This is a genomic window from Streptomyces sp. NPDC051776, from assembly GCF_040681345.1.
Taxonomy (GTDB): domain Bacteria; phylum Actinomycetota; class Actinomycetes; order Streptomycetales; family Streptomycetaceae; genus Streptomyces.
The window spans coordinates 1-16520 of sequence record NZ_JBFAYQ010000077.1; the positions used below are offsets into that span (position 1 = coordinate 1).

The window sequence follows — 16520 nt, forward strand, 5'->3', positions numbered from 1 at the left end:
AGCGACGGTCTACGCATTCGTCTTCGCGGCCATCGCTGTCGTCGTTGCGTGTGCGCTGACCGTCACCAGGCTGCCGCGGGAGAGTGCCCAGGCCCGAAACACCCCGGGCGCACCAGCGGACACCCGCCCGAGTTGACTCCCGGGCGAATCGGCCGTGAAGCGCGAACCGCCTGGATTCTGTCTGAAACGTCATTGCTCCACAGCGGGTCGCCTCTTGGCCTTTTCGGGTGGACGGGCGAAGGCGCACGGCTGAGTCAGGTCTCCTTTCGCGTGTTCCCCGCCAGCGCACGTTTCCGCGCCCTATCGTGAGGCCACCTCGAAACCGAACATGACTCATTGAGGCGGACATTGTGGGCACGGACGCGTCGGCCGACGACACGCTCGAGCAGCTGGGACGGCGACTGGTGGGAGGGCCTCGACCGACACCGACCGCGCATCCCAATGCGTCGCCCGGCCATGCCGACCTCGGCTTCGCACGCGTCGACACCGACCGCGGGGCACAGCAGGGTCCACCGGAGGTCGTCCGCGGACCGGGCAAGCGCATCGACGGTCGGGGAACGGTGTTGGCGAGGCGCCGGCGACCGACCTGCGAGCCAAGAACGGGCTGAGAGCGCTGAGGACCACGGTGTTGCGCCGGCTCAGGAGATGGCCCGGACGCTCGCAGCCGGCAGACGGCCTGAAAGTTCGCTGGGTTCTTCCCGGCATGATGCTCGTGTCGTTCATGGGTGCCCTGGACACGACCATCCTGGCCACCGCCCTCCCGACGATCGCCGGAGATCTGGGCGACCTCAAGCACCTGTCCTGGCCGGTGACCGCGTACCTTCTCGCGGTGATGGCCTCAGCGATGGTGTGGGGCAAACTGGGGGACCTCTACGGCCGTGCCAAGGTGCTCAGGGCGGCCATCGCCCTGTTCCTCCTGGGCTCTCTTCTGTGCGGCCAGTCGGAATCAATGGCGGAGTTCGTCGTCTTCCGCGGCTTGCAGGGCCTGGGCGGCGGCGGCGTGCTGGTCCTGCCCCAGGCGATTCTCGGGGACATCGTGGGTCCCCGGGACCGGGGACGGTATCAGGTGTACTTCGCCGCCAGCATCGTTCTCGCAGGAGTCATCGGGCCGCTGGCGGGCGGCGTGCTGGTCGACGGTGTCTCATGGCGCTGGGCCTTCTACCTCAACCTTCCGATCGGAGTGTTCGGCCTGCTCGCCGTACTCTTCGGGCTCCGCATCGCGCCCGCCCCGAAGAAGCCGGTCATCGATTACGCGGGCATCTTCCTTGTCGCAACCTTCTCCGTCGCACTCGTGCTGATCCTCACATGGGGCGGGGTCGTCTTTCCGTGGCCTTCCGCGCCGGTGATGGGCCTCATCGCCCTGTGCCTGGCGCTGCTCCCGGTCATCTGGCGGCTGGAGAGCCGAACCACCAGTCCTGTGCTGCCAGTACAGGTTCTGAGCCGCCGGGCGTTCATCGTCCCGGGAATGATCAGTTTCTTCTTCTTCTGGACCCAGATCGGCCTGGTCAATTACATCCCGGTCTATTTCCAGTTGGTCAAGGGTACGTCCGCAACCGTGGCCGGCCTCCACATGCTGCCGGTGACAGTTGCCTCGCTCGTGTGCTACACGCTGAGCGGCCGGGCAATTTCACGCTGGGGGCGTTACAAGGTGTTCCCTGTCGTGGGCTCGGCGTTCCTCACCCTCGGCGTGACGTTGTGCTCCTTCCTGGACACGCACACCTCATCGATCACTGCCTGCCTCTATCTGGTGGTGCTCGGCATCGGTTTCGGCATGATCTCCCAAGTGGCTCTGGTGGCCGCTCAGAACGGGGCGCCCTACCGCGATCTGGGGGCCGTCACGTCGGGAATCGGCTACCTGCGGAACGTCGGCGCGGCCTGCGGACTGGCCTTGTTCGGGGCGATTCTCAACCGGGTTCTCACCTCGCGGCTCTCCCGCGCCGCTGCCCGGGGGGAATTCCCCTCGACGAACGAAAAGCGGTGGACGGAGGGCAACCCCAGCCTGCTCCATGAACTGACCGGGCGGGCCAGGTCGGTCTACATCGACGCATATGTGTCCGTCATAGAGACGATCTTCCTCACCGCGATTCCCGTGGCTGCCTGCGTCCTCATCCTGTCCGTACTCATCCGGGAGACACCGCTCCGGCGCACCGCGGGCGCCCTCCGGACCCGCGACGGCTCGGTTGTCCTGCCGACGGCACGCGATTCACGGGAGGCAATGCAGCGACTGTTGGAGGTCATTACCGGCTGGCAGACGGGAAGCGAACTCCACCGGCAGCTCGTCGAGAAGGTCGACGGGGGAATCTCCCCCATGGAGAGCTGGACACTTTTCAGGCTCGTCCAGTACGGGCCGGCTACCGCGGACGAACTGGCTCGTCGTACGCGGATCCCGGATGCCGAACTGCGCGGGTATCTCACGGCGTTGGAAGCGCGAGGTCTTGCAGAGGTGAATGCCAGGGGAGTCGTCAGGCTCACCGCCGAGGGCGAGAGCTTCAGCCAGGACATGGTCAGGGCCCAGACCGAGGAACTGACCGAATTGGTCACCGAATGGAACCCGGAGAGCAATCCGGAACTCGATGACCTCCTGCGGCTGCACGCCCGGGAACTCCTCGTCGACGAACGCCTGCCCCCGGCGTCGAGCACCGCCTGATCGGCCCCGGCCGCACGCAAGGCACCCGCCCGAAAAACGGCGGGGTACGGGAAGGGGCACCCCCAGTGGTGGCGGTGCTGACGTCACACGGTACAGAGATGCGCAATGCTCCGGCGCTCGGCAGTGCCCCAATTGGCCTGAGAAGGGGCGTGTCGAATACGAGGGTATCGGCGCGGGGATCGGGGCCCATTACCGTGACCCAGGCCCTGCGCTTTCCGGCGGCAGAGCAGTGCCGCCGCAACGGAGTTGCGGTCGGAACCGAAGCTAGGCGCCGAAGGCGAACGCGGGGCACCACGCCCGATGGCGGCCCGAACGACCGATGCAGAAGGAGTCCACGTGCTCGTCAATTCCCGTGTGGCCGGTCCGTGGGACCGACGGTTGTCGTTGACGACCGCGGCCATGCTCGTGTTACTGCTCACGGGAGCTTCGGAGCACCCGTCTGCGGGAAGTGCGCGGCACGGCGACCGGCAAAGTCCGGCACCCGTAGGAATCGTCAGTGCCATCCCCGTAGAACAAGCCGCCGTGCTGGCTCGCATGGACGTGAAGCGGCACGTCGACATCGACGGCTACCGGTTCTACGTCGGGACGATGCGGGGCCGCCCCGTCGTCAGCGTGGCGAGCGGTTCGCTGGACTCGGGTGCGGAGCTCGCCACATGGATTCTCAACAAGACCTTCCGCCCCCGGGCGACGCTTTTCTCCGGCACTGCGGGCTCGCAGAACGCACGCGTTCACATCGGTGACGTCGTGCTCAGCGGCTACGTGGTCGACAAGGAGGCCGTCCACTATCGGCGTGACAACCGCCAAGAGCCCTACCCCGCCATGGAGATGCACGTCACCGAGAACACCAATCTCGAGGGCGCCGTCATCGACGGCTACGGCAAGCGATACCCCACGCCCTCGGATGCGGCGAACTTCGACGCGGAGGCGCAGCCCGTCGACAGGAACTGGGTGTACATCAAGGCTCTTGCCGCCACCAGGGACCTCGTCCGTGCCGCCGCCGACCGCGGGCCCGGGTCATCCGGCGGCGAAACGGCAGACCAAGGCCCCGCCCCGTCGGCCCCGCCTGGGGGCAGGGTCCTGGTCGGCACGGTCGGAGAAGGACCGGTCTGGACGGAGAACCTCGACTGGATCGAGGCGCAGAACATGCTGTACCAGAGCGATGCGGAGGAGAACGAGGGCGCCGGTTTCGCCTTCGCCAACGCCACCGCGGGCGTTCCCTGGCTCGTCGTCCGCGGGATCTCCGACTCGCCCTGGCATCCGGACGTATACCGCGGCGGGCTCGCGGCCCGCAGGGCCGCCGAGGTGTGCGCGGATGTGGTGGCCCGTCTCCCCGCGCGAGTGAGCCGGGCGGCCGTCGGTCCGGGCGACTTGGACCCGGTGGCCAACGCCAGGAGGGCGGGCTACCTCATCGCCGATCAGGTCCGGTACGACGTGGGGCCCGTGACGGAGGTGACCTATCCGGGACCGCACGGGCCGATCCGGCTGAGTGAGCGCAGACTCCGCGAGCTGCGGCGGCAGTACGAACGCTCCCCCGGTTGAACGCCTACGGCTGCCGTGCGGAGTGCGGGCGGACGGCAGGATCGTCGCCCAGCGGGGTGGCGCCCAGCGGTCGCACCGGTGGTGTGCGGGTGCCGCGACAGCTCGAGGCTGCCGCGGCACCCACGGGAGACGGTCAGCGCAGGGTGACGATGCGCCAGGCCCCGAGCCGGGTCTGGGCGACACCGACGTTGATGTCCGGGGCGGATGACATCAGGACGTACCGAGCCGGCTGAGCCCCCGGAGGGCGGGGGGCCGGCGGCGCGGGGACAGTGCCGCCGCCGGGGCCCAGGAGGGTCGCCTCGTTCTGCGCGGACATGCCGTTGAGTCCGAATGCGGGGCCGTCGAAGGGGCACCGGGGCTCCGTGCATCCCTCTTCCAGCGCCCTGCGTACCTGGGCGGTCGTGGCACCGGGGCGGAGGCGCTGGAGCAGCATCTCACCGCCCTGGTCGGTGTCGTTGATGAACCTGATGGCGCCCCGGGCGGGCAGGGTGTCCGGGGACCGGAAGCGGGGGCCGTTCGCGGTCTGCACCAGTCTGACCGTGGCCTTGGCGCCGCTCTTCCGGGCGGAAGTGTCGTTGCACGCGGCGTGGTTGCCGGTGACGCGCAGCTTCTGCGTGCGAGCGGGGCCTTCAAGCACCTGAGTGAGGTCGACCAACCGGTACGTGCCGGGACAGAGCGTGACGCTCATCCGCACCGGGCGGTTGCGCTGCACCTGGGCACCACCGAAGAACTCGGACTCCCGGTCGACGCGCCTGGCCGCCTCGATCACCTGGCGGGGCGGGTTGTCCAGTGAGGTGCCGCGCAGGTCGTCCAGTACCTGCCGCACCGGTGTGCCGCGACGGGGCTGGAAGATTTCCAGTGCGTGTTCATTGCCGTCGGCCGAGGAGACGTTGAGCTGGACCGGCCCGGCGGGAACCGACGCGGGGGCGCGGAGCCCTTCGTCGCTCATCCGCACCTCGTATGCGGTACGGCCTCCCGCCTCGCCGGGGGGAGGTTCCGTCGCATGGACTGCCGTGGTCGTGGTGGCGAGCAGGCCGCCGACCAGGCAGGTCAAAACGGACACCCTCCGCGCTCTGGTCCCTGCACTCAATGCGCTCACGTGCTGTTCCCTTCAGGAAGAAGTGGGTCCGGACCTCCCTGTCCGGCTCAAGTGGTCCACACCCTCATGGAGTCACACATCGAGTTCCTCAGCGACACCGCCGCCCGCCCGACCTGCAGCGCAGTGCCGAGCCATGCATCACCGGTGTGCTCGCGCGGACAGGCGGAGAGAGCTCGTGCGGTCCGGTCGGAGCCCTCCCGCCAAACGGACCAGAGGGAGTGCACTCGTTGGAGGGAGAACACGGCGGCCTGCCGGGAGCCGACTTGGTGCGGCGCGGCAGGGGTCCCCCGTTTCGGCATCCGGCCGCCCACGCCGTCCGAGGGGAGGCGGCCGCGCGGGATGCACGGTCAACTGGGGTGGTCCGCGGATCCAGGACGCCGGCCGTGGCTCACGCAGCCGCCAACGCCCAGCCCGGTGCCGCCCGTCCCGGATCCGTGCCCGCCACCGAGGAAACGGGGAAGTTGCTGTGCAGAAGACCGCTCGTCGTAACAGTCCATCACCTGTGCACGGTGCCCTTTCACTCTCCTCGCGCCGATCCGCCGAGGTGCGATCGTGAGCGGCCGGCGGCAGACGCCCCGGGAGGGGACGGGTGTGTGGCTCATCGGCGCGCGGGGTTCCGTCGCCACTACCGTGGTGGCAGGCTGCGCGGCGCTCACCGCGGGGCTGCACGAGCCGACCGGCATGGTCACCGAGACGGCGGGGTTTGCCGGGTGCGCCCTGCCGGCTCTGGAGTCCCTGGTCTTCGGCGGCCACGACACCGCCGTCTGCCCCCTCCCCAAACGAGCGGAAGAACTGGCCTTCGGCGGGGTGCTGCCGCATGGCCTGCCGGCGGCCGTCGCGGGCGAACTGGGCTCCGCCGACTCCGCGATCCGCCCCGGTGGGCCCCTGCGGGATGAACAGCGTGACGACGAAGAGCTGATCGCCGCCTTCGCCGAGGACATGACCGCCTTTCAGCGCGAGAAGGGCTTGGCGAGAACGGTCGTGGTCAACCTCGCCTCGACCGAGCCGGCCCCGTCACCGGACGACGAGCACCTGCCCGCCAGCTCTCTCTACGCCGCAGCCGCCCTTCGCGCCGGCTGCTCCTACGTCAACTTCACCCCCTCCACCGGGCTGCACCATCCGGCCCTCGCGGACCTCGCCACCGCCTCGGGTCTTCCCTACGTCGGCAGGGACGGCAAGACAGGGCAGACCCTGCTGCGGTCGGTGCTCGCCCCGATGTTCCTCCAGCGGGCCCTGAGCGTCAGGGCCTGGTCGGGCACGAACCTGCTGGGAGGAGGGGACGGTGCGGCGCTCGCGGAACCGGCTGCCGCGGCCGCGAAGAATGCGGGCAAGACCCGGGTCCTCACCGACACCCTCGGGTGCCGACCGGACGGAGAGCTGCACATCGACGACGTCCCGGCGCTCGGCGACTGGAAGACGGCCTGGGACCACGTCGCTTTCGACGGCTTTCTCGGCACCCGGATGGTGCTGCAGACGATTTGGCAGGGCTGTGACTCCGTGCTCGCCGCGCCCCTGGTCCTGGACCTCGTACGACTCACTGCGGCAGCGCACGCATCGGGCCTCTCCGGGCCTCTCCCGGATCTCGGCTTCTTCTTCAAGGACCCCGATCCCGGTGCTTCGGCCGCGCTCTCCGACCAGTGGGACGCGCTGCTGGCGTTCGCGAACCGCCTCAGGAGCCCCGGATGACCCGGGAAGCCGCGCCGGAGTTCGGTACGAGGGACGGCTCCGGACTCACCGGAGGGGGGTTCTCGCAGTGGCTCCGCGCGTTCCGCCGTACCCCGCGCACGGAGGCCCGTCATGCCCCGCAGCACCCGGTGGGGGCCCGCCGGGCCGAGGGCGGCACGCCCCCGCAGTCGGCTTTCGGTGCGTCCCAGGAGTCGCGAGCGACCGAGCGGCGGGCGGACGGGGTCCAGGCCGCCCGTGGCTCCGGGGCCACGGCGGGCCCGGCGCCGCGGACCCGGAAACCGCCCGGAGAGCGGGCTGCCGCCTGGGCCGAACTGCTGCGGCTCCCCGCCTTGTTCTCCGTGCCCGGAGACGCTCTCTGCGGCGCGGCAACCGCAGCGGTAGCGCCCAATCGCGGCACCGCCCTCGCTGCGGGCACCTCACTTGGCTTGTATACGGCCGGTATGGCTCTCAATGACTGGGCCGACCGCGAAATCGACGCTCTCGAGCGCCCTTCTCGCCCGCTGCCGTCCGGCCGTATCCGCCCCGCGTCCGCCCTCACGGCCGCGGGCGCCCTCACGGTCGCGGGCCTGGCCACTGCCGCGTCCGCCGGCAGACCGGCCCTTATCACGGCGGTTGCGCTGACCGGCACCGTCTGGGCCTACGACCTGTGCCTGAAGCAGACCGCCGCCGGCCCGGCAGCCATGGCCGCGGCGCGCTCACTCGATCTGCTGCTCGGTGCTGTGGCTTCCGGCCACGCCGCGAGAGGGCGGGGAGCCCTCGCGGCGGGGCCCGTGCGAGAGTCCGCCGGCGCACTGCCGCGGCCACCGGCCCCGGCGTGGCGGTCGGCCGCGATCCTCGGTTCCCACACCCTGGCGACCACCCTGCTCTCGCGCCGCGAGGCCTTCGGCGGTTCCACCTCCGCGCCCTTGGCGGCCCTCGCCACGACCGCCACGGTCTCAGCGGTCCTCGGCCGCGGGGATGCCCTTCGGGGGGGTCGGATGGGGAACGAGCGAGGTGCGGGGCACCGGGCAAGGTCTGCCGTACCCCTCACCCGGACCGCACCCCTCTCTCACCAAGCGACCCGAGCGCTCATGGCCGGGGCCGTCCTCCTCTACGCATCCACCGCGGGCCGACCTGGCGTCCAGGCCGCGTTGAATCCCTCCCCGCAGCTCACCCAGCAGGCCGTCGGCGGCGGTATCCGCGCCATGATCCCCCTGCAGGCGGCGCTCGCTCTGCGCCACGGCGGGAGATCTTCGGCGCTCCTTCTCCTCGGCCTGGCGCCCTTGGCCCGGCGTCTGGCAAGGAGGTTCAGCGCGACATGAGGGGACTGGGCAGCACGCGGCACCAACCGGGCGGTCTGCGATTCGGCTACGGCACCAATGGCCTGGTCGACCTCCGGCTCGACGACATCCTGCTCCTCCTCGCCGAACTCGGCTACGACGGTGTCGGGTTGACCTTGGACCACATGCATCTCGATCCCCTCGCCCCGCCCGGAGAGCTGGCGGCACGTGTCCGGCACATCGCAAGACGGCTCGATGAAACCGGGCTGAGCGTCGTCGTCGAAACAGGTGCCCGCTACGTCCTGGACGCACGGCGCAAGCACCGGCCGACCCTGCTGGATCCCGACCACGACGCGCGAGCGGCCCGGACCGGTCTGCTGCACACCGCGGTGCGCATCGCCGGCGACATCGGTGCGCGCGTCGTGCACTGCTTCAGCGGGCCCGCGCCGCACGACACGTCCGAGGAACGCGCATGGGAACGGCTCGCCGAGTCGATCCGGCCCGTACTCGCCCGAGCCCAGGCGGCGGACGTGGCACTGGCCGTCGAACCCGAACCGGGGCACCTCCTGGAGGATCTCTCCGGCTTCCACCGCCTGCACAAGCTCCTGGGCGAACCCGAAGGACTCGGCCTGACCCTGGACATCGGCCACTGCCAATGCCTGGAGCCCTCGCCGCCCGAGGAGTGTGTGCGCCAGGCCGCCCCGTGGCTCCGCCATGTCCAGATCGAGGACATGCGACGCGGTGTCCACGAACACCTCCCCATCGGGGAGGGAGAGATCGACTTTCCGGGCGTGCTCGCGGCACTGCGCGAGATTGCCTTCGGCGGACTGGTCAGCGTCGAGCTGCCACGCCACTCCCACGCCGGACCCCAGTACGCCGCCACGTCACTGGACTCTCTCCGCGCGGCCCTCGCCCCGCGGTGAACCGGCGGGGGTCAAGGCATGCGCACGGCGTCCGCACCACAAAGGCGGAACTAAAGGAGGCATCCGCACCACAAGAAGGCCTCCGGAACCCAAGGAGGCGTCCGCACCACAAGGAGCCGGCTCCCTCCGGGCAACCGGCACGGGAACCGAGACCGCCCAAGGAGGCAAAGGCATGGCGAAGACGCAACTGTGGACCGTCGATCCCCCCGTCCGCCGTATCCACGATGCCCTCTCCCGCCGGCTCCCGGCCGAGGCGCGGGCGTGGCTGGAGGAAGGACTCGCATGTGCCGCACGGGGCCCGGACCCGGCGGCCGGGCAGCCGGTGACGGACTCCCCGCCCATGTGGGAACGGCACTTCGCAGCAGCGGGACGACATTGCCGCACCACGCCCACCCCGGACGACGGCGCCCCCGCACAAACACCGGAGAACCTCGTGGACGCGGCCCGAGTGCTCCTCCTGCACACCGCACGGGCGGACCTTCGGACCGTCGAGCGGCTCTACCGGCAAGGCTCTCGCGCCGAACGACGAGCGGTGCTGGCAGCCCTGCCGTATCTGTGCCTGGGTGACGGTGCGCTCCCCCTGGTCCAGGACGCGCTGCGCTCGAACGACCCCTTCCTGACTGCGGCGGCCCTGGGCCCCTACGCCGCCCGGTACCTGGACGCCCACTCCTGGCGACAGGCCCTCCTCAAATGCCTGTACACCGGCGTTCCCGTCACGGCCGTGGCCGGACTGGAACACCGCGCGCGAGGCGATGGCGAGCTGGTACGGATGCTGACCTCCTGCGCGGAGGAACGCAATGCCGCGGGCCGCCCCCTCCCCCACGACCTCCACCGTGTCCTGGAACTGGCGACCTCCGCCCCCACCCCCCAGGAGTCCTGATGCGCATCTTCGACCCCCACATCCACATGAGTTCGCGGACGACCGACGACTACGAAGCCATGTACGAAGCGGGAGTCCGGGCCGTCGTCGAGCCGTCGTTCTGGCTGGGCCAGCCCCGGACCTCGCCCGAGAGCTTCATCGACCACTTCGACGCCCTGCTGGGGTGGGAGCCGTTCCGCGCCGCCCAGCACGGGATCGCCCACCACTGCACCCTGGCACTCAATCCGAAGGAAGCCAACGACCCGCGGTGCACGCCCGTATTGGACCTGCTCCCGCGCTATCTGCTCAAGGACGGCGTGGTCGCCGTGGGGGAAATCGGCTACGACACGATGACGCCCGCGGAGGACCATGCGCTGGCCGCCCAGCTCCAACTGGCCGCCGACCACGGCCTGCCCGCCCTGGTCCACACCCCGCACCGGGACAAGGTGGCAGGTCTCCGCCGGACCCTGGCCGTACTGCGGGAGTCACAGCTCCCCGCCGAGCACGTGGTACTCGATCACCTCAACGAGACAACGGTCGGCGAAGCCGCCGACAGCGGCTGCTGGCTCGGATTCTCCATCTACCCCGAGACGAAGATGGACGAGGGCCGAATGGTCGACATCCTGCGTCTGTTCGGAACGGACCGAATTCTGGTGAACTCGGCCGCCGACTGGGGACGCAGCGATCCCCTCAAGACCCGCAGGGTCGCAGAGGCCATGTTGGCCGGGGGATTCAGCGACGACGACGTCGACCGTCTCCTGTGGCGCAATCCGGTCGCGTTCTTCGGCATCAGCGGCCGAGTGGAGTTGTCCGTCGAAGAGAAGGGCGCCACCCACCACGGAAACTCGATCCTCCGCGGAGGGGAGTGACCGTGCGATTCCGGCACCCCGATGGCTCCACCATCCACCTTGCCTACTGCACCAACGTCCACCCCGCCGAGGACCTCGCCGGAGTACGGCGCATGCTGCACGACCATGCCGAACCCGTTCGCCGTTGCCTGGGACGCAAGACCCTGGGCATCGGCCTGTGGCTCTCGCACCACGTGGCACGCACCCTCATCGAGGACACCGCGGCACTGCACGACCTGAAAACCGACATCCACAGCCGCGGCCTGGAAGTGGTCACCCTCAACGGCTTCCCCTACCAGGGGTTCGGCGACCGGGCCGTCAAGTACCGCGTCTACCGGCCCGACTGGACCCAGAGCGAACGCGGCAAGCACACCCTGGACCTGGCGCACCTGCTCACCGTCCTCCTGCCCGATGACGTCATCGAGGGCAGCATCTCGACGCTGCCCCTAGCATGGCGCCACCCCTTCGGACCGGAACGGGCCCGAACCGCCCGCCGCGCCCTTGCCGCCCTCTCCGAACAACTCGACGCCATGGACCGGCGCACCGGCCGCAGCATTCGCGTGGGGCTGGAACCCGAACCCGGCTGCGTCGTGGAGACCACAGCCCAGGCCGTAGACGCCCTCACCGCCCCCGGAGCACCACCCCACCACCGCGTCGGGGTCTGCATCGACACCTGCCACCTCGCGACACAGTTCGAGGACCCGGCCACCGCGGTCGACCACCTGCTGGATGCCGGCATCCCCATCGTCAAGGCACAGCTCTCAGCAGCCCTGCACGCCGACGACCCCCACCTGCCCTCGGTCACACAAGCTTTGGCCACCTACGCCGAGCCACGGTTCCTCCACCAGACCCGCGCGCTCACCCCCGATGGCACGATCCACGGAACCGACGACCTCGACCACGCCCTCACCGGTCACAGTCCCCTGCCCGTCTCCGGCCCATGGCGGTGTCACTTCCACGTGCCGCTCCATGCCCCACCCGAGCCGCCCCTGACCTCGACCATGCCAGTGCTGCGCGACACCCTCGCACGGCTCCTGGGCGGCCCCTCCCCCCTCACCCGCCACCTGGAGGTGGAAACATACACCTGGCAAGCGCTACCGACCCCCGTGCGCCCCACCGACCCCGGACAGCTCGCCGCCGGAATCGCCGCCGAACTCGCCCTGGTACGCGACCACCTCATCGATCTGGGCCTGAAGGAGGAGGTCGAATGAGCCCGCCAACCACCCCTGCCCCCCTCCTCGTCCTCGACGTGGTCGGCCTGACCCCCGCCCTACTGCCCTCCATGCCACGGCTGAACGCTCTCGCCAAGTCGGGCTCCTACGCACCCCTGCAGACCGTGCTACCCGCCGTGACCTGCACCGTCCAATCGACGTTCCTCACCGGAACCATCCCCAGCGAACACGGAATCGTGGGCAACGGCTGGTACTTCCGCGACTTGGGCGAAGTCCTGCTGTGGCGCCAGCACAACCGGCTCGTCGGCGGCGAGAAACTCTGGGACACCGCCCGCCGGGCCCATCCGGGCTACACCGTGGCCAATATCTGCTGGTGGTACGCCATCGGTGCCGACACCGACTACACCGTCACACCCAAACCCGTCTACTACGCCGACGGCCGCAAGGAAGCCGACTGCTACACCAAACCCGCCGCACTACGCGACGAACTCACGCGGAAACTCGGCCCGTTCCCCCTCTTCGACTTCTGGGGCCCCCGCGCCGGCCTCGCATCCTCACAGTGGATCACGGACGCCACCCGCCACATCATCCACACCCGCAACCCCGACCTCGCACTCGCCTACCTGCCCCACCTCGACTACGACCTCCAGCGTTACGGCCCCAACGACCCACGAGCCCACACCGCGGCCGCCGCCCTGGACGCCGTACTCGCCCCCCTGCTCGACGACGCCCTGACCCAGGGACGCACCATCGTCGCCCTCTCCGAGTACGGCATCACGCCGGTCTCCAAGCCCGTCGACATCAACCGCGCCCTCCGCCGCGCCGGTCTGCTGAAGGTCGCCACCCAGCACGGCATGGAATACCTGGACACCGCCACATCACGCGCCTTCGCCGTAGCCGACCACCAGGTCGCACACGTCTACATGCAACAACCCCACGACCCGGCAACGATCACCGCAACCCGCCATGCCCTCGAAGAACTACCCGGCATCGACACCCTCCTCGACACCGCAGGAAAAAAGGCCCACGGACTCGACCACCCCCGCTCCGGAGATCTGATCGCCATTGCCGAACCCGAGGCCTGGTTCACTTACTACTACTGGCTCGAAGACCAATACGCCCCCGACTTCGCACGCACAGTCGACATCCACCGCAAGCCCGGCTACGACCCCGCGGAACTCTTCCTCGACCCCCACGACCCTTTCGTACGCCTACGCGCAGCCACCGCCCTTCTCCGCAAGAAAGTCGGGCTCCGCTACCGGATGGCCTTCACCCCACTCGACCCCTCCCCAGTACGCGGCAGCCACGGACGCCCACCCACCGACCAAACCCAGGGCCCCATCCTCATCTGCTCCCGTCCCGACACCGTCCATGCCCCGACCAAAGCCACCGACATCAAATCCCTCCTCCTCCACCTCGCGGGCATCCATTCCCCCAGCACCACCCCACCCACAACCACAAGCACGACCAGCCCGTGATCAGCACGGCCGAGACGAACCGGTCGAAGGCCGACCGGAACCCGGCCCAATGGCTGCCGCCCCACCCGCCGAGGCGCAGCACTGCACCTGCCTCGCCGAACTGTGTGTGCACCGAGCTGCATTGGTCTCCGACCGTCGACCAGGCCGAACGCGATGACCTCCGCCGCGTCGCCGCCCCCTGCCCCGACGCGCCCATCACTCACGAGGGGTAACCGACGTTGACGGCCTCCACCGCGGCGGGGACGAGCACGACCTCTCGCGGGGTCCAGCAGTCCGAACGCTCGGTGGCCACTTCGGCCATACAGCAGCGGCACACCAGGTTCGGGCCGTCGCAGCCGTCCAGACCGCAGCAGCCGTTCTTCCGTCCGCGCAGCGAGGTGAGTTGGGCGCCGTGCACGTCAGTCGGGGCCAGGACGATGCCGTCGAGTCCGGCACGGCGGAGGCCCAGGGCTGCGCCCCCGAGCTGTGGCCGGAAGACTCGTTCCCCGGCCTCCGGCGGATCGTAGGCGAAGGTGCCCGGGCGCATCCGCGGTGGGCACTCCTCGCCCTTCGGCAGCGCATACGGTGCCGGGGCGCTGTCCTCCTGTGGCAGCGGCACCTCCCGCAGGAGTTCGGTGAGATCGCAGTGACAGTTACGGCAGCGGAAGACGACCATGCGTGCCATCCTCCGGTTCCCGGCGGGCACGGCGCCTGCGAATTCGTGAAGCCGGGCGGCGCTTCGCCGCGCCGGAAGGTCCGGGTCGGCGGATGATCGAGTCGGCCGGGTGTCGCTTGAGCAGGGACCAGATGTCCTCGGCCGGGTTCAGTGTTGCACGGCGCCGTTTCGGGCCGGGCAAGGGAAGGGGTGAAAAATCGACGGGCCCTCGATCGGGGTGGACAATGAGTGACGAGGGCAGGAAGCTTCGTAGACGCGCAGCCAAGCATCGCCGAGCCATTCACGACCTCCGCAAGGTGGCGAACATGCCGACGTGGCGATTGCGGGACTTCCACGACGACGATCTCGACCGTGCCATTCAAATGTGGGAACAGGACCGGCAGGCGGACGACTCGCACCCCGTGTTCCCCATCTCCGAGGTCATGGCCGCGGCCCGCGCCGGCGGGTCCGCCGTCGTGGCGGTCGTGGGCGATGAGGTGGTCGGCGTGACCGTGGCCCAGAGCCAGGGAGAGCGGGCCTGGATCACGCTGGTGGCACTGTCGGGTTCGTGGCGTAACCGTGGCATCGGCAGCGCCCTGATCGCCGAGCTCGAGCGGCGCCTGCGATCTCAAGGGGTGCGCCGGATCGGCGCGTTGCTCGCCCCCGGGGCCACGGGAAGCAAGGCCCTGGAGAACTCCGGCTACCGGACCCGCGGCGGATTGATCTACTACGAGAAGGCGGAGCACATTGCCGCCAGCGATGCCGGGCTCCTCGCGGAACTCGGCGGGAGGGTGCTTCCGCCGGGGCTGTGGGGCTCCGTGGCGGGCATGGAGCCGGAGAAGGACGCCATCGAGCGCCGGATCGTGCTGCCCCTGGCCGAACCTGCGCTGGCCGAACGCTACGGTGTGAGACCACCCAAGGCCGTCATCCTCTTCGGCCCCCCGGGCACCGGAAAGACCAGCTTCGCCAAGGCGGTCGCCTCACGACTGGGCTGGCCCTTCGTGGAACTCTTCCCCTCGCGGATCGCCGCCACAGGCGCCGGAAGCCTGGCCGTCTCACTGCGGGAGACCTTCGCCGAACTCGCAGAGCTGGAAACGGTCCTGCTGTTCATCGACGAGGTCGAAGAGATCGCCGGCGTCCGGTCCGGCCTGGCCGTCGACCCCAGCCACGGGGTCACCAACGAACTCCTCAAGCTCATCCCGGGGTTCCGGGACGGCGATGAACGCCTCCTGATCTGCGCCACGAACTCCGTACGATCCCTCGACCCCGCATTCTTGCGCCCGGGTAGGTTCGACTACGTCATCCCGGTGGGTCCGCCCGACTCCGCGGCCCGCTCGGCGATCTGGCAGCGCTACCTCGGACCGGCCACCGAAGGTGTCGAACTGCATCAACTGGTGGAAGCCAGTGAGATGTTCACCCCCGCCGACATCGAATTCGCCGCCCGGAAGGGGGCTCAGGCCGCCTTTGAACGCGAGGTCGTCGACCGCCGAGGCACCCAAGCCACCACCCAGGACTACCTCTCCGCCATCGCTGACACCCGCCCCACCCTCACCGATCAGATGCTGACCGACTTCAACGAGGACATCGAGCACTACGTCCGCATGTGATGCGGGCCCGGCGAGCGCTCTTCCCACGGCGGGAAAAATACGAAGCAGCAGATCCGAGAACCCTTTGCCGCGGCGTTGTGGCAAATAGCGCGTGATGACCAGGACGATGCGACAGCACCTTGTGCGGGCGCCGCCTGCCTGAAGACCGCTCGCACGACCTCGGATGGCCCGACCGAACCGCTCCTGCCCGCCCGGTTCGGCCGCCGCCCAGGAGAATCTCGACGCGCCGCAGCATTCTTGGGGCCGATCCGGGCGCTCGCCGGGGGCCGTTGGTGTGAGCCGCGGTCCGGGCCGGACGGCGCAGGGAACCTTGCCCTGACAGCCGGTCGACCAGGTTCGGCTTCTCCTCACGGCTGTACCCGGGTCGTCAGGCCCCCAGACGTCGGAAGCCATGGAGGACTTTCAGCATGAGCAGCGGTAGCGAGACCGGTGAGGTCACCGGCACCAGGGACAAGGACTACAACCTGATCTGGTACATCGAGGCGTGCCTGAGCAACGCACTGCGGATGGAGACCTACATCAGGGATGCACACCGGCAGAACGACGCCGAGCTGGTGGAGTTGTTCCAGAAGGCCCAGTCGGACAGCCGCAAGGGTGCGGAGTTCGGCAAGCAGCTATTGGCCACCCGCCTGCCCGAGTGACCGGCCCAAGCCGGCAATGTCTTCCCCGGGTTCGGGGGGTGTCCCTATGGGTTTCGTCAACCTGTGGGGGCGGGCTTGGGGTCGTAGAAGGTGCCGTCGCGGAGCATGGCGAAGAGCACGTCGGCTCG

Annotated in this window: 13 protein-coding genes; 11 read left to right on the forward strand and 2 right to left on the reverse strand. The window is 69.5% G+C overall.

Going from position 1 to position 16520, the window contains the following annotated elements; all coding sequences use genetic code 11:
* The first annotated feature begins 703 nt into the window (after nucleotides 1-703).
* Both AB0M26_RS29915 and AB0M26_RS29920 read left to right on the forward strand, forming a co-directional pair.
* Nucleotides 704-2647, forward strand: coding sequence for an MFS transporter (locus AB0M26_RS29915; RefSeq protein WP_365265872.1), 1944 nt, complete (start codon nucleotides 704-706; stop codon nucleotides 2645-2647).
* A gap of 399 nt (nucleotides 2648-3046) precedes the next feature.
* Nucleotides 3047-4186, forward strand: a complete 1140-nt coding sequence (locus AB0M26_RS29920) for a hypothetical protein (protein WP_365265874.1) — start codon at nucleotides 3047-3049, stop codon at nucleotides 4184-4186.
* Between the two features lie 133 nt (nucleotides 4187-4319).
* On the opposite strand, the gene AB0M26_RS29925 is transcribed toward AB0M26_RS29920, so the two are convergent.
* A complete protein-coding gene (locus AB0M26_RS29925; protein WP_365265876.1) occupies nucleotides 4320-5249 on the reverse strand; it encodes a hypothetical protein in 930 nt (309 codons plus the stop codon).
* Between the two features lie 588 nt (nucleotides 5250-5837).
* On the opposite strand from AB0M26_RS29925, the gene AB0M26_RS29930 reads away from it, so the two are divergent.
* The 7 genes from AB0M26_RS29930 to AB0M26_RS29960 all read left to right on the forward strand — a co-directional run bounded on the left by AB0M26_RS29930 (nucleotide 5838) and on the right by AB0M26_RS29960 (nucleotide 13510).
* Nucleotides 5838-6971 carry an inositol-3-phosphate synthase gene (locus AB0M26_RS29930; RefSeq protein ID WP_365265878.1) on the forward strand — a complete coding sequence of 378 codons (1134 nt, stop codon included), beginning with the start codon at nucleotides 5838-5840 and terminating at the stop codon, nucleotides 6969-6971.
* On the forward strand, nucleotides 6968-8272 hold the full coding sequence (locus AB0M26_RS29935; RefSeq protein WP_365265880.1) for an SCO3242 family prenyltransferase: 1305 nt from the start codon (nucleotides 6968-6970) through the stop codon (nucleotides 8270-8272). Before AB0M26_RS29930 ends, AB0M26_RS29935 begins: the two co-directional genes overlap by 4 nt.
* On the forward strand, nucleotides 8269-9153 hold the full coding sequence (locus AB0M26_RS29940; protein WP_365265882.1) for a sugar phosphate isomerase/epimerase family protein: 885 nt from the start codon (nucleotides 8269-8271) through the stop codon (nucleotides 9151-9153). The genes AB0M26_RS29935 and AB0M26_RS29940 overlap by 4 nt, the downstream gene beginning before the upstream one ends.
* A gap of 172 nt (nucleotides 9154-9325) precedes the next feature.
* A complete protein-coding gene (locus tag AB0M26_RS29945) occupies nucleotides 9326-10033 on the forward strand; it encodes an EboA domain-containing protein (RefSeq protein WP_365265884.1) in 708 nt (235 codons plus the stop codon).
* Entirely contained in the window at nucleotides 10033-10881 is an 849-nt protein-coding gene (locus AB0M26_RS29950; RefSeq protein ID WP_365265886.1) for a TatD family hydrolase, read from the forward strand. Before AB0M26_RS29945 ends, AB0M26_RS29950 begins: the two co-directional genes overlap by 1 nt.
* Before the next feature lie 2 nt (nucleotides 10882-10883).
* On the forward strand, nucleotides 10884-12071 hold the full coding sequence (eboE, locus tag AB0M26_RS29955) for a metabolite traffic protein EboE (protein WP_365265888.1): 1188 nt from the start codon (nucleotides 10884-10886) through the stop codon (nucleotides 12069-12071).
* The gene (locus tag AB0M26_RS29960; protein ID WP_365265890.1) at nucleotides 12068-13510 is read left to right on the forward strand and encodes a nucleotide pyrophosphatase/phosphodiesterase family protein; all 1443 of its coding nucleotides are present in this window, start codon (nucleotides 12068-12070) and stop codon (nucleotides 13508-13510) included. The genes eboE and AB0M26_RS29960 overlap by 4 nt, the downstream gene beginning before the upstream one ends.
* Before the next feature lie 199 nt (nucleotides 13511-13709).
* Here AB0M26_RS29960 and AB0M26_RS29965 read toward each other — a convergent pair whose 3' ends face one another.
* Entirely contained in the window at nucleotides 13710-14174 is a 465-nt protein-coding gene (locus AB0M26_RS29965) for a hypothetical protein (RefSeq protein WP_365265892.1), read from the reverse strand.
* 215 nt (nucleotides 14175-14389) lie between these two features.
* Between AB0M26_RS29965 and AB0M26_RS29970 the strand changes: the two genes are divergently transcribed.
* Both AB0M26_RS29970 and AB0M26_RS29975 read left to right on the forward strand, forming a co-directional pair.
* The gene (locus tag AB0M26_RS29970) at nucleotides 14390-15751 is read left to right on the forward strand and encodes a bifunctional GNAT family N-acetyltransferase/ATP-binding protein (protein WP_365265894.1); all 1362 of its coding nucleotides are present in this window, start codon (nucleotides 14390-14392) and stop codon (nucleotides 15749-15751) included.
* 407 nt (nucleotides 15752-16158) lie between these two features.
* Nucleotides 16159-16392: a hypothetical protein gene (locus AB0M26_RS29975; protein WP_365265896.1), complete on the forward strand. Its 234-nt coding sequence runs from the start codon at nucleotides 16159-16161 to the stop codon at nucleotides 16390-16392.
* The last annotated feature ends 128 nt before the right edge of the window (nucleotides 16393-16520 follow it).